Origin of the sequence: Chitinibacter sp. FCG-7 (genome assembly GCF_040047665.1) — a bacterium.
Classification (GTDB): Bacteria; Pseudomonadota; Gammaproteobacteria; order Burkholderiales; family Chitinibacteraceae; genus Chitinibacter; species Chitinibacter mangrovi.
Genome location: NZ_CP157355.1, coordinates 1,626,115 through 1,637,931 on the forward strand (window position 1 = coordinate 1,626,115; position 11,817 = coordinate 1,637,931).

11 protein-coding genes are annotated in these 11,817 nt (G+C 57.0%); 8 read left to right on the forward strand and 3 right to left on the reverse strand.

The window, feature by feature from the left end; all coding sequences use genetic code 11:
• Positions 1-11 precede the first annotated feature (11 nt).
• The 8 genes from ABHF33_RS07740 to ABHF33_RS07775 all read left to right on the forward strand — a co-directional run bounded on the left by ABHF33_RS07740 (position 12) and on the right by ABHF33_RS07775 (position 8,828).
• Complete coding sequence (locus ABHF33_RS07740; RefSeq protein ID WP_348946421.1) at positions 12-779, forward strand: substrate-binding periplasmic protein; 768 nt, start codon at positions 12-14, stop codon at positions 777-779.
• 96 nt (positions 780-875) lie between these two features.
• On the forward strand, positions 876-2,021 hold the full coding sequence (locus ABHF33_RS07745; protein ID WP_348946422.1) for an acyltransferase family protein: 1,146 nt from the start codon (positions 876-878) through the stop codon (positions 2,019-2,021).
• 9 nt (positions 2,022-2,030) lie between these two features.
• The gene (locus ABHF33_RS07750; protein ID WP_348946423.1) at positions 2,031-2,348 is read left to right on the forward strand and encodes a hypothetical protein; all 318 of its coding nucleotides are present in this window, start codon (positions 2,031-2,033) and stop codon (positions 2,346-2,348) included.
• 303 nt (positions 2,349-2,651) lie between these two features.
• Positions 2,652-4,607 (forward strand): type IV pilus assembly protein FimV, encoded by a 1,956-nt coding sequence (locus tag ABHF33_RS07755; protein ID WP_348946424.1) that lies wholly within the window; start codon positions 2,652-2,654, stop codon positions 4,605-4,607.
• Positions 4,608-4,732: 125 nt separating this feature from the next.
• On the forward strand, positions 4,733-5,674 hold the full coding sequence (gene hemC / locus ABHF33_RS07760) for a hydroxymethylbilane synthase (RefSeq protein WP_348946425.1): 942 nt from the start codon (positions 4,733-4,735) through the stop codon (positions 5,672-5,674).
• The gene (locus tag ABHF33_RS07765) at positions 5,667-6,452 is read left to right on the forward strand and encodes a uroporphyrinogen-III synthase (RefSeq protein WP_348946426.1); all 786 of its coding nucleotides are present in this window, start codon (positions 5,667-5,669) and stop codon (positions 6,450-6,452) included. The genes hemC and ABHF33_RS07765 overlap by 8 nt, the downstream gene beginning before the upstream one ends.
• Positions 6,453-6,588: 136 nt before the next feature.
• Entirely contained in the window at positions 6,589-7,632 is a 1,044-nt protein-coding gene (locus ABHF33_RS07770; protein ID WP_348946427.1) for a uroporphyrinogen-III C-methyltransferase, read from the forward strand.
• Entirely contained in the window at positions 7,629-8,828 is a 1,200-nt protein-coding gene (locus tag ABHF33_RS07775; RefSeq protein WP_348946428.1) for a heme biosynthesis HemY N-terminal domain-containing protein, read from the forward strand. Before ABHF33_RS07770 ends, ABHF33_RS07775 begins: the two co-directional genes overlap by 4 nt.
• Positions 8,829-8,877: 49 nt before the next feature.
• Here ABHF33_RS07775 and ABHF33_RS07780 read toward each other — a convergent pair whose 3' ends face one another.
• From ABHF33_RS07780 to ABHF33_RS07790, 3 genes are all read right to left on the reverse strand, one after another.
• Positions 8,878-9,021, reverse strand: a complete 144-nt coding sequence (locus tag ABHF33_RS07780) for a hypothetical protein (RefSeq protein WP_157314959.1) — start codon at positions 9,019-9,021, stop codon at positions 8,878-8,880.
• A gap of 282 nt (positions 9,022-9,303) precedes the next feature.
• Positions 9,304-11,424: a polyphosphate kinase 1 gene (gene ppk1, locus ABHF33_RS07785; RefSeq protein ID WP_255446424.1), complete on the reverse strand. Its 2,121-nt coding sequence runs from the start codon at positions 11,422-11,424 to the stop codon at positions 9,304-9,306.
• A gap of 24 nt (positions 11,425-11,448) precedes the next feature.
• On the reverse strand, positions 11,449-11,715 hold the full coding sequence (locus ABHF33_RS07790; RefSeq protein ID WP_348946430.1) for an oxidative damage protection protein: 267 nt from the start codon (positions 11,713-11,715) through the stop codon (positions 11,449-11,451).
• Between the last annotated feature and the right edge of the window lie 102 nt (positions 11,716-11,817).

An 11,817-nucleotide genomic window follows, 5' to 3' on the forward strand; every position in this document is an offset into this window, starting at 1 on the left:
AGGGGCTGAAGATGCTGCTGCCAATCAGGCTGCTGATTCTGGGTGTACTGCTGTGCGCGCTCTCGTGCGCGCGGGCAGCGGAGCAGATTCCGCTTTACACCTATTACGATGAGCCGCCATTTGCGCTTGATCAGCCGGGCAATCTGAGCGCAAAACTAGCCAGCTGGCTGAGCAGCCATTCGGCTGGGCGCTATCAATTTGTGCCGGTTCAGCTGCCGCGCAAACGGCTGGATCTGGTGATCGGGCAGCCACAATGGCGCGGGGTAGTGGCGTGGGGCAATCCGGTGTTTTTCCATGATGCGCAGCAGCGCAAGTATCGTTGGTCCAAGCTGTATATGCAGGATGTGAATCTGGTGGTCAGCCATCGCAGCAAGCCGGTGGCGTTTAAAAATGCGGCGTCTTTGCATGGTTTGCGCGTCGGCGCGGTGACGGGCCGCCAGTTGGAAGACTTCGAGGCCGATATTGCCGCGGGCAAAATCACGCGGGAGGACAGCACCAGCGTGCTGAGCAATCTGAAAAAGCTTAAGTTGCAGCGCATTGATGCCACGTTGATCTCGGCCAGCTCGCTGGGCAGCTATCGCCAGTCGATCAGCGATCTGGATGATTGGCTGTATATCGCCCCCACGCCGCGTGCGATTGTGCCACGGCATTTTTTTATCGCGCCCGATCAAGCGCCGCTGCTCGATTTTCTGAACGAGATGGCCAATCGCTTAGCAAAAGATCCGCAGTGGAAAACTCTTTTTAACGATTTACAGCTTGCCAAGCGCCATGCCCGCTAGCGGCGCTTGATAACCGCCCAGTCAATTGATTCTCCCTTTCCTGACGGCTTGCGCCTAAAATGCGCTCTTTGCTTTCAGCGCTAAATACCACGTCGCATGAGTTCTGCTGCTTCCCAACGTTTTATCGTCCTCGATAGTTTTCGTGGCTTGTGTGCCGTCTCGGTGGTGCTGTTTCATTTGCACCTGTGGCAAAGCGTGGGTGAATGGCGATTTTTTCGCTCGGCCGGCTTGCTGGTAGAGTTCTTTTTTGTCCTTAGCGGCTTTGTGCTGGCGCATCGCTATCACCAGCAAGTGATGAATGGCGCGGGCTGGCGCGATTTCATGATTAGCCGCAGCTGCCGCATTCTGCCTCTGCATCTGGCTACGCTGCTACTGATCAGCGTGTTGATGCTGCTGCGCCCGTTGCTATTTGACGTCCCGCTGGCGCAATTGCCCGCCTTGTTCTGGCACGATGATCTGCAGCAGCAATGGCTGTATAACGCCCTGCTGCTGCAGGCCTGGTGGCCCAAGGCCAATCTGTTTTCTTTCAATGGCCCGGCGTGGAGTATCAGCGTTGAATATTACATTTACGTCGTCTTCGGGCTGATCGTGCTGCTGGCACGGCGGCGCAGCGTGTGGGCCTACGCGGGCATGGTGCTGCTCGGTTCGCTGGCCACGGCCTGGCTGGCGCCCAAAATTGCGCACAGCCCCGGCTTGCGCGGGCTGATCTGTTTTTTTCTCGGCGCAGCAGCGTATTCGCTGCACCTGCGCTGGCGCGATCTATCGCTGGGCAAGCACTGGATGACGGTGCTGGAAGGCGCAACGCTGCTGGCGCTGTACTGGATGATTACGCTGAAATACCCGCACAAGGCGTATTGGGCCAGCTGGGGTTTTACTGCGGCGATTCTGGTCTTTGCCAGCGAGCGCGGGCAGATTTCGGCCTGGCTCAAGCACAAAGCTTTCCTGCAGTTGGGCGAATGGTCGTTTTCAATTTATCTGATTCATTTCGTCTTGCTGTATCTGCTGAGTACCTTGCTGATGCATTTTCAGCCCGAATGGTTCTGGCAGGTGGGCAAGGTGCGCTATATCCACACCGGCAGCGTGCTGGGCAATAATCTGCTCTTACTCGCCATCCTGGCGCTGGTGCTAGGGTGTGCACGGGCCAGCTATCGCTGGATTGAGCGCCCCGGCATGCGGCTGGGCAAGCGCTGGCAGCAATGTCACACCAGCCCCAAGCTCACACTCGCCAGCGTACGCGGCTAAAGGACTTTCATGCCTGTTTTTAAAATCCAGCCCGATTTTGACGCCGCTGCACTGGGGCTTAACGAAGCGGAAAGTGCGGTCTACCAGCTGCTGTGTTCGCGCCGCCAATGCACCAGCGCCGAGCTGATCAAACACGGCCGGGTGCATCACCCGCAAGACATTGTTGAGGCCATTAACGAGCGGCTGATTGCAGCCGGGAGCATTTGGCTGATTTTATGCAGCAGCACTCGCACCCCAATGGCCGGGCCCACCCAATCCATGCGTACACCACTGGCTTATTATCGGCTGCGCTGTACCTCACATTTTGCAAGTAGTGCAAAAGCGTAAAATATGGATTGGGTAACCCCAGCAAAAATCAAAGACCGCAAGGCATGTATACGCCCACAGAGCAATACATACAAAATCTGCAAGGCTATACCTGCCTCATGTATGCAAAATGGCGGTATAAAGCAAACAGAACTCAAAAAATGATCAGTTTAAAAATAAGCGTTCACCGCTAAATTGAATTAGAGCTTCATTATTTAATTATGTAGATTTGCATAAACCTTTCAAATATAAGGTTTTATGTGTCATAAAGGCTTTATTCTGGTATAAAACGCCATGCTGAATGCCAATTGAAAAATGCGCGCCATGACTTCCATCACATTTCCTTGCCGAACACGGATCGCCAGCAGCCTGGCATTGATCGGTTTTCTACTGCCCATGTCCAGCCAGGCCCTCACTTTGGGCGAGCTGGAATTGCAATCGTACGTCGGCCAGCCGTTTCGCGCTGCAGTACCTTACAAGACGCACAGTGGCGAAACGCTCACCGCAGATTGCCTGAATATCACGGCAGCCAGTAGCACCGATCTGCCCGGATTGGGCCGCGCCAGCATCAGCCTGAGCAGCCACAATGATCGCGGCGGCCTGATCCATATCGCCTCGCAACAAATGATTGGCGAGCCCACCATCGCGTTCGGGATTCAGATTGACTGTAGCGGCCTGCAATTAACGCGCAATTTCACCGCCTTTCTGAATATTGCACCGGCTGGCGAACCACCAGCGCCAACGCAACTCAAGCGCGCCGACAGCAGCACGGCTAATAGTTTGCCCAATCGCGACCCGCAGATTCTGATTGCCCGCAGCAATACCACGCTGGCCGAATTGACCAAGCGCTATTACCCGCGCGGCACGCCGCAATATCCGCGCTATCTGAACAAACTCATCAGCGTCAACCCCGGCTACGACGCCAATACGCCGATTGCTGCGGGCACCGAAATTGTTATTCCTGACCTGCTCAAGTCGGTGAAAAAACCTCGTCCGCCGGTAGCCAAAGCCGAATCGGGCCTGTTACGGCTGGACGGCGAAGCTCTGCCGCCAGCCAAACCCAAAGCCATTCCCGCCAGCAGTAGCGACTACACGCGCGAGCTGGAGCAAAAAGTCAAAGACCTGAATGAATTGCAGGCCAAAATGCAGCTGGAAATCGCCCAGCTGAATTTGCGGCTGGCGCAAATGAACAGCCTGATCGCCAGCGATGTCGCCGCCAGCATGGTGGCGCCTGCAGCACCCGCCATCGCCAGCTCCGCAAGCACAGCGAGCACCGCACAGCCTGCCAGCAAGCAAGTTCAAGCCCAGCCGGAAGCGGCCTCTACCCCGGTGCAAACCAGCGAGAACACCGACTGGATCTGGTGGCTGGCAGGCACAGCGGGGCTGGCTGCCATTGCAGCAGCGATTGCCCTGCTGGTGCGGCGCAAACGCAACGTGACCTGGCATGAAGACGATTTAAGTGTGCAGGACACCAGCCATTTTGGCCCCAACCCTGTTCCCCGCACGGCGATGGGCATGCTGAGCAAAAACACCATGATGTCGATGCTGCATCTGGGCGGCAGCAATCAGGGTATAGAAGTAGAAGAAGGCATCGGCAATGATATGGCCAGAGCGCAAATGCTGATTGCGCAAGGCGAGACGCTGGAAGCCATTGATGTGCTGTATCACTGCATCGACGAAGACCCGACGGATATTGAAAACTGGCTGATGCTGTTCCGCCTGTTCCGCCAGCAAGGCATGAAAACCGAATACGCGCATCTGGCACAGAATCTGAAAATGATCGAGCACGATTCCGCCGACTGGGAGCTGGTGCGCAATATCGGCGCCAAGCTGGACCCGGAAAACCCGCTGTATTTCCGCGAGCCACCCAAAACGACGTTTGAACACACCGCCAGCTACGCCCACGCCTTTGGGCTGGATCAACCCGAAGCCAAGCCGGAGCTCAAACTCGATCTGGAAGCGCCGGTTAGCCCCGAATTGTCGATGATGGCTTCGCTCTCACAAGCCAGTGCCATTCCGCCGCAATACGGCTCATTGTTGATCAAGCCCGAGCCAGAAGCGCCGCAAGATCACACGATTGAGCTGCCTTCGCTGGACGCAGAGCATTCGCTGCCTGATTTATCGGCGCTGGAAATCCAGGAGCAGGACGATGAGTTGCTAAGTTTTCAGGTTGAAGAACTTGATCTGGCGGCCATCAGCGACACCCCGGACGAGCACACGTTCGATTTCACGCTCGACCCGCAGGATGACACGGCCAACGATCAGAAAGACGCAAAATAATACCTCCCCACCCCGACCACGCAGCAAGAAGGCGGCGCTGGCTCGGGGCTGACACGCTCTGCTTTATTCCTCGGTGCACGCGCATGGTAAACTGCCGTCTTTGCCCATAATCCGAGGTGTGCCCGATGTCAGAATCCAACCATTTACGAAAAATCGTAATTGCTACTCGGGAAAGCCCTCTGGCGCTCTGGCAAGCGCATTTTGTCAAAAACTGGTTGGAATCGACTTATCCCGAATTGCAGGTTGAGCTGCTGGGCATGACCACGCAGGGCGACCGTATTCTGGACGTGACGCTCAATAAAATCGGTGGCAAAGGGCTGTTTGTCAAAGAGCTCGAGCAGGCCTTGCAGGATGGCCGCGCTGATCTGGCCGTGCATTCAATGAAAGACGTGCCAATGGTGCTGCCCGAAGGCTTTAGCATCGCCGCCATTGGCGAACGCGAGGACCCGCGCGACGCTTTTGTTTCCGGCAAATATGCCAATCTCGATGAATTGCCGGAGGGTGCGATTGTCGGCACCGCCAGCTTGCGCCGCGAAAGCCAGCTGCGCATGCGCTACCCGCACCTGACCATCAAACCACTGCGCGGCAATGTGAACACCCGCTTGCGCAAGCTCGACGACGGCGAATTTGATGCAATTATCCTCGCCGCAGCCGGGCTCAAACGACTGGGGCTGGGCGAGCGGATTCGCGGTGAACTTTCGGCCGAGGTGAGCCTGCCTGCTCCCGGGCAAGGCGCGCTGGGGCTGGAAATTCGTAGCGATCGTAGCGATCTGGCCACGCTGCTGACCCCTTTCAATCACCCCGCCACCGCCGCCGCCGTCACCGCCGAGCGCTCGCTTTCGCGCCGCCTCAATGGTTCGTGCCAGATTCCGCTGGCCGCCTACGCGACCAGCGACGACGGCTTTTTGCGCTTGCGCGGCCTGATTGCGCTGCCTGATGGCTCGCAAGTGGTGACCGCCGAATCGAATGGCTCGTTTGCCGCCGCCGATGGACTGGGCCGCACGGTGGCCGATTTGCTGTGTACCGAAGGCGCACGCGAGATTCTGCAACAGCTATCGCATGACTAATTTCGCACTGCCGCCGCTGGCATCGCGCCGTTTGTGGGTGACGCGCCCAGCTGCGCAAGCCGCGGCCTTGAGCGCTGCGCTCGCTGAACAAGGCGCAGACGTGCTGCAATTTCCGCTACTGGAAATCGCCCCGCCGCAGGACCCCGCACCACTGCGAGATGCGCTAGCGCGCCTGGCCGATTACGATCTGGCCATTTTCATCAGCCCCTCGGCGATTGAAGCGGTATTTGCCCAATTGACCACCGGCTGGCCAGCGCTGCCGGTGGCCGTGGTCGGCCCCGGTAGCGCCCAACGCGCCGCCGAGCTGGGTATCAGCCAGATTATCTGCCCAAGCACGCAATTTGATAGCGAGGGCTTGCTGGAACAGCTACGCAGGCCGCAGATGCAGCCGCTGGCTGGCCAGCGCATCGTGATTTTCCGGGGTCAGGGCGGACGCGATATTTTGCCCGCCGCGCTGCAGGCCGCCGGAGCCAGCATCGAGCTGATCAGCTGCTATCAGCGGCTGGGCCCGCGCTGGAGTGCAAGCGAATTATTGACACAGCTTGATCGCGGCTGTGATGGTTTAATCGTCTCCAGCTCGGAAGCTGCACAACACTTGTTCGCCTTAGGTGGAGAGCAAACGCGGCACAGGCTACAATCAGTACCATATTTCGCGCCGCATCCACGCATTATCAGCGCGCTGCAAGCGCTTGGTGCCGTGCAGACGCAGCTGACCGAAGCGGGCGACGCAGGCATCACCCGTTCGATTTGCCGCTACTTTGCGCCAAACTCAAACTGACTGCTGCAGATCAGCACGATGGATCTGCCAGATGAAAAGCAAAAGTTGCGTGCACCATTGCCGCGCCATGCACGACAACCTTTGAAGTACTGACAGGATTTTCGCTTCGTTTTTCACCGGCCAGGTAAAAAAGCTCATGACCCAAGAAAACAACTCTGATTCACTCTCCGCTGCACTGCAAGTACCCCAGCGCCGTACCATGCCACAGCCCGCTCTGATATTGGCTTTGGCGGCTATACTCTCTAGTGGTGGCGTCTGGCTATACCAGCAAAATGCCATGGAGCAGCTCAAGGCCGATCTGGCCAGCCAGCTGGGCAGCAACCAGAAACTGCAAAACGAGTTGCGCAGCAATCAGGCCCAGATGGCGCAAATCCAGCAGCAATTGCAGGTACAGGTAGAAACTCAGGCGGGCAAGCTGGCCGAATCGGAAAGCCGCCAAGAAGCGCTCACCGGCATGTACGATATGCTGACGCGCACCGAGTCGGTGCATACGCTGGCCGAGCTGGAACAGATGCTCACCTTTGCCAGCCAGCAATTGCAATTGTCGGGCGATGTGAATCTGGCGCTCACCGGGCTGACCAGCATCGACCAGCAGCTCTCGCGCCTCAATCGCCCCGAGCTAATCAGCGTGCGTCAGGCCGTGACCCGCGATATGGACGCGCTGAAAGCCACACCGTATCTGGACGTGGTTGGCGTCACCGCCAAGCTCGACAGCCTGATCAGCAAGGTCGACAAGCTGCCGCTGCTGATCGACGAAGGCCACGACACGCCGAAAAAACACACGCCCAATACCGAGGCGCACAATACGGCGCAGCAGCTGATCGCCGAGCTGTGGCATGAATTCAAACAATTGATCCAGATTCGCCGCATGGATAAACCCGAAGCGGCTTTGCTCACGCCCGATCAGGCTTTTTTCCTACGCGAAAACATCAAGCTGCGCCTGCTGAGCGCACGCTCGTCGGTACTGCAGCGCAACGAGTCGGCTTTCCGCACCGACATTAGCGCCATCCAGCGCTATCTGAACGATTATTTCGACGTACACATGCCCGCCACCCAGGGCGCTTTGCAGGTACTCAAACAGCTGGAAGAGCAGCAATTGAGCGTGGCCGTGCCTGATCTGTCGGCCAGCCTGACCGCCGTGCGCAGCGCCCGCACAACGGCGGAAAGGGTGAAACCATGAAAGCACTGCTCTGGATTATCGGCCTGTTTTCGGTCGCCGTCGGCATGACGCTGTTTGCCCAGCTCAATACCGGCTACGCCCTGATTTTCCTGCCGCCGTGGCGCATGGAAATCTCGCTGAATGTGTTTATTGTCTTGCTGATTGCCAGCGTGATTGCGCTGTATTTGCTGCTGCAAATGCTGGTTGAAATTGCTGGCCTGCCGCAGCGCGTGCGCCGCTATCAGGCCAATCAGGCACGGGAAGCCTCGGTCAAGCTGGAGCGCGACGCGCGCATTGCCTTTTTTGAAGGGCGCTTTCAGCGTGCAGCCCGGCTGGCCAGCGAAGCCATGCAAGCCAGCGCGCGAATTGGCGAGGATGATACCTTTGCCGTCAATGGCCTGCTCGCCGCCCGCGCCGCCCACGCCATGCGCGATTTTGCCCAGCGCGATACTTTGCTGCAGCAGCTCAAAGATCGTCTGGGCGATGGCCATCTGGCTACGCTGATGACCTGCGGCGAACTGCTGCTCGACGAGCGCCGCTTTGTCGAAGCGGGGCAGAATATCAGCGCTGCGCGCGAACTGGCGCCCAAGCTGACGCACGCAATGAAGCTGGAATTGCGCCTGCGCCAGCGCGAGCAAAACCCGGAAGCGGTCCTCAAACTGGTCGAGCAGCTGGGCAAAACCGACGCACTGGATGCCGAACAGGCAGGCCATATCCGCGTGGCAGCGCAGTTGCAATTGCTGCGGCAGCACCCGATGACGCCGCTGGAATTGAAAGACTGGTGGAAAAAACTGCCGAGCAGCGAACAGCATCATCCACAGCTGGCGCTGGCCGCAGCGCAACGCTATATCGCTCAGGATGCGCCATTGCAGGCCAAGGAAACGCTGGAAAAAGCACTGGAAGCCAACTGGCATCCCGAGTTATTGATGCCGTATAGCCAGCTGGCGCTGGATTTGCCGCAGCAAATGGCGCAATTGCAGCAAGCGGAAAACTGGCTTAAATCGCATCCGCGCGACGAGCTGCTGCTGCTAACGCTGGGTCGGCTGTGCCGCAAACGCGAGCTCTGGGGCAAGGCGCAAAGCTATTTTGAAGCCAGCATTGCCGTGAACCCCAGCGCGATTGCACACGCCGAGCTAGCCGAATTGCTCACGCAGCTGGAGCGCGCCGACGAAGCCGCGCAGCACTATCGTGCCAGCCTGGCGCTGGCGCTGAAGTAGATCGATTGACGCAAAAAAGGCTGCCGAGGCAGCCTTTTTTATTGCTGGTTTATTTCTGTTCGGTTTTGCTATCCACCTTGATCCATTCAAACGGCTTTTGCCCTGCCAACCGTTCAGCCAACGGTTTTTGTTGCTGCTTCTTGGCCTCTGCAGGGGTTGTCTTTGTTGGATTTTGTTCCTTCACTTCAGCCATTGGTATTGCCTCTTGTTCAATCTAGTACCACATTATGATCCACGCGTCTGCCCGGATAATTGGGGATATCCAGAACAGGCTTACAAGCAAGCGCAAAAACTCACGCTTACAGACCATCAAGTTACCAGCTAATTGTTACGGTTTATTGACAAGTAGCATCATAAATTCCAGCGACATGTTTTGATTTTCAAATCTACAGGTAATGAAAAAGCCCTATACACCATCATGTATAGGGCTGAAGCCGAATATTCACCTAGCCTACAAGGCAATACCCCTTGTTAATCAGGTACGGATACCGGCACTTAGCTCGCTCAGGGTCAGGCCTTGCGCCGAGCGGACCTTGTCACCGCGTGCGACTTTGCGGCGATAGCGACCGTCAGAGAGCATTTCCCACGCCTGCGTGTTATCCACCAGGAATGGTCTTAGGCTCTCGCGGATCACGCGGCGTTTTACTTTCGGGCTGAGCACCGGGAAGGCAATCTCGATGCGGCGGAACAGATTGCGCCCCATCCAGTCGGCACTCGACAGATACACGTCTTCTGCGCCATCGTTAAAGAAGTAATACACGCGGTGATGCTCAAGGAAACGGCCCACAATCGAGCGCACGCGGATATTTTCCGAAATCCCCGGCAAGCCCGGGCGCAGCGCGCATACACCGCGCACGATCAGGTGAATGGTTACGCCAGCACCCGACGCTTCATACAGCTTGTCGATGATCGACGGCTCCAGCAGCGCATTCATTTTGGCGATGATGACTGCTTTTTTACCTTCTTTGGCGTGGGTAATTTCGCGGTCAATCGCGGCGATAAAATTGCTGTGCAGCGTAAATGGCGCTTGCCAGAGCTGATGATGATCACCCGCCAGCCCCAGGCCGGTGAGCTGCATAAAGACATCGTTCACGTCGCTGGTCATTTCGCGGTTGGCCGTGAAAATGCCAAAGTCGGTGTAAAGCTTGGCGGTGCGCGGGTGGTAATTGCCGGTGCCAACGTGCGCGTAGCGCTTGAGCTGGCCTTCTTCGCGGCGAACCACCAACAGCATTTTGGCGTGGGTTTTATAGCCGTACACGCCGTACACCACGTGCGCGCCAGCGCGCTCGAGTTTGGCCGCCCAGTTGATATTGGCTTCTTCGTCAAAGCGCGCCATCAGCTCGACTACCACGGTCACTTCCTTGCCACGCGCAGCCGCTTCCTGCAGTGCGTCCATCAGTGTGGACTCTGCGCCGGTGCGGTAAATGGTCATCTTGATCGCCACTACGGCCGGATCACGTGCGGCTTGCTGCAGAAAATCAACCACCGGAGTAAAGCTCTGGTACGGGTGGTGCAGCAAAATATCGCCCTGGCGAATGGCCGAGAAATAATCGGCCTGCTTGCGCAGCTCGGGTGGAATGCCGGGCATAAACGGCGGGTATTTCAAATCAGGCCGGTCAACCTGATCGGGCACCTGCATCAGGCGCACCATATTAACCGGACCATTCACGCGATAGACGTCGGCGTCGGTCAGACCAAATTGCTGCGACAAAAAGTCCTGCACATGTTTCGGGCAGTTATCGGCCACTTCGAGGCGCACCGCATCGCCATACGGGCGCTGCGACAATTCGCCCTGAATGGCTGCGCGCAAATCTTTCACGTCTTCGTCATCCACCGAAACATCCGAATCGCGCGTCACGCGGAATTGGTAGCAGCCCAGCACATGCATGCCGGCAAACAGCTCATCAATATGCGCGTGCATGATCGACGATAGGAAAACAAAGCCATGCTCGGTACCGGCGATCTCGGCAGGCATTTTGACAAAGCGCGGCAGAATGCGCGGCGCTTGCACAATCGCAATGCCCGAATTGCGGCCAAAGGCATCACGACCTTCGAGCTCGACGACAAAGTTCAGAATTTTATTCGACAGGCGCGGGAAGGGATGCGATGGATCAAGCCCGATCGGCGTCAGAATCGGCATCAGCTCGCGGAAGAAATAATTGCGCACCCATTCGCGCTGCGCCTCGGTCCACAGGCTGCGGCGGAAAAAGAAAATCCCCTCTTCTTCCATCGCCGGGAAAATCGTTTCGCGCAAGACGCGGTATTTGCGCTCAACCAGATCATGCGCTTCGATGCACACCAGATCAAAAGCCTGATGCGGCGTCAGCCCTTCGGGCAACAGCCGCGTCGGGTTATGGCGCATGTTTTCTTTCAGCCAGGCAATGCGTACCTCGAAAAACTCATCGAGATTGCTCGACACAATACATAGAAACTTCAATCGCTCCAGCAAAGGATTGCGGGCATCTTCGGCTTGCGCCAGCACCCGGCGGTTGAATTCCAGCAAGCCCAATTCACGATTGAGCATCAATTGATTGTCGGCAGGTTTGTACGTCATCACATCGCTCTTTCTGGATTCTAAAGACACATCAGGCCGCATTATGCGGCCTGAATCATTACTGTATTACTGCGGAACAAAGCCCTGAATCGAATCAGCACCAGCACCCCAGAAATAATTTTCCAGCTGCTGCTGCAAATACTTGCGTGCGCTTGGATCAGCCAGGCTCAGACGGTTTTCATTGATCAGCATGGTCTGGTGTTTCACCCAGGCTTGCCATGCTTCTTTCGACACGTTGTCGTAGATTTTCTTGCCCAACTCGCCCGGAACAGGCGGAAAATCCAGACCTTCCGCTTCACGACCCAGTTTGACACAGTAAACAGTGCGGCTCATTACGCTACCCTCGATCATATGACATTAATGTTACATCAGGGTGACAAGCATTCACCCAACCCCAGCGCACAGACGCCAAGCCTAAATAGTGAGTAGCAAACC

What these genes read in the sequence shown, in the direction of transcription:
- ABHF33_RS07740 (WP_348946421.1), top strand. Translation starts at nt 12, where the DNA reads ATGCTGCTGCCAATCAGGCTGCTGATTCTGGGTGTACTGCTGTGCGCG.
- ABHF33_RS07745 (WP_348946422.1), top strand. Translation starts at nt 876, where the DNA reads ATGAGTTCTGCTGCTTCCCAACGTTTTATCGTCCTCGATAGTTTTCGT.
- ABHF33_RS07750 (WP_348946423.1), top strand. Translation starts at nt 2,031, where the DNA reads ATGCCTGTTTTTAAAATCCAGCCCGATTTTGACGCCGCTGCACTGGGG.
- ABHF33_RS07755 (WP_348946424.1), top strand. Translation starts at nt 2,652, where the DNA reads ATGACTTCCATCACATTTCCTTGCCGAACACGGATCGCCAGCAGCCTG.
- hemC (WP_348946425.1), top strand. Translation starts at nt 4,733, where the DNA reads ATGTCAGAATCCAACCATTTACGAAAAATCGTAATTGCTACTCGGGAA.
- ABHF33_RS07765 (WP_348946426.1), top strand. Translation starts at nt 5,667, where the DNA reads ATGACTAATTTCGCACTGCCGCCGCTGGCATCGCGCCGTTTGTGGGTG.
- ABHF33_RS07770 (WP_348946427.1), top strand. Translation starts at nt 6,589, where the DNA reads ATGACCCAAGAAAACAACTCTGATTCACTCTCCGCTGCACTGCAAGTA.
- ABHF33_RS07775 (WP_348946428.1), top strand. Translation starts at nt 7,629, where the DNA reads ATGAAAGCACTGCTCTGGATTATCGGCCTGTTTTCGGTCGCCGTCGGC.
- ABHF33_RS07780 (WP_157314959.1), bottom strand. Translation starts at nt 9,021, where the DNA reads ATGGCTGAAGTGAAGGAACAAAATCCAACAAAGACAACCCCTGCAGAG.
- ppk1 (WP_255446424.1), bottom strand. Translation starts at nt 11,424, where the DNA reads ATGCGGCCTGATGTGTCTTTAGAATCCAGAAAGAGCGATGTGATGACG.
- ABHF33_RS07790 (WP_348946430.1), bottom strand. Translation starts at nt 11,715, where the DNA reads ATGAGCCGCACTGTTTACTGTGTCAAACTGGGTCGTGAAGCGGAAGGT.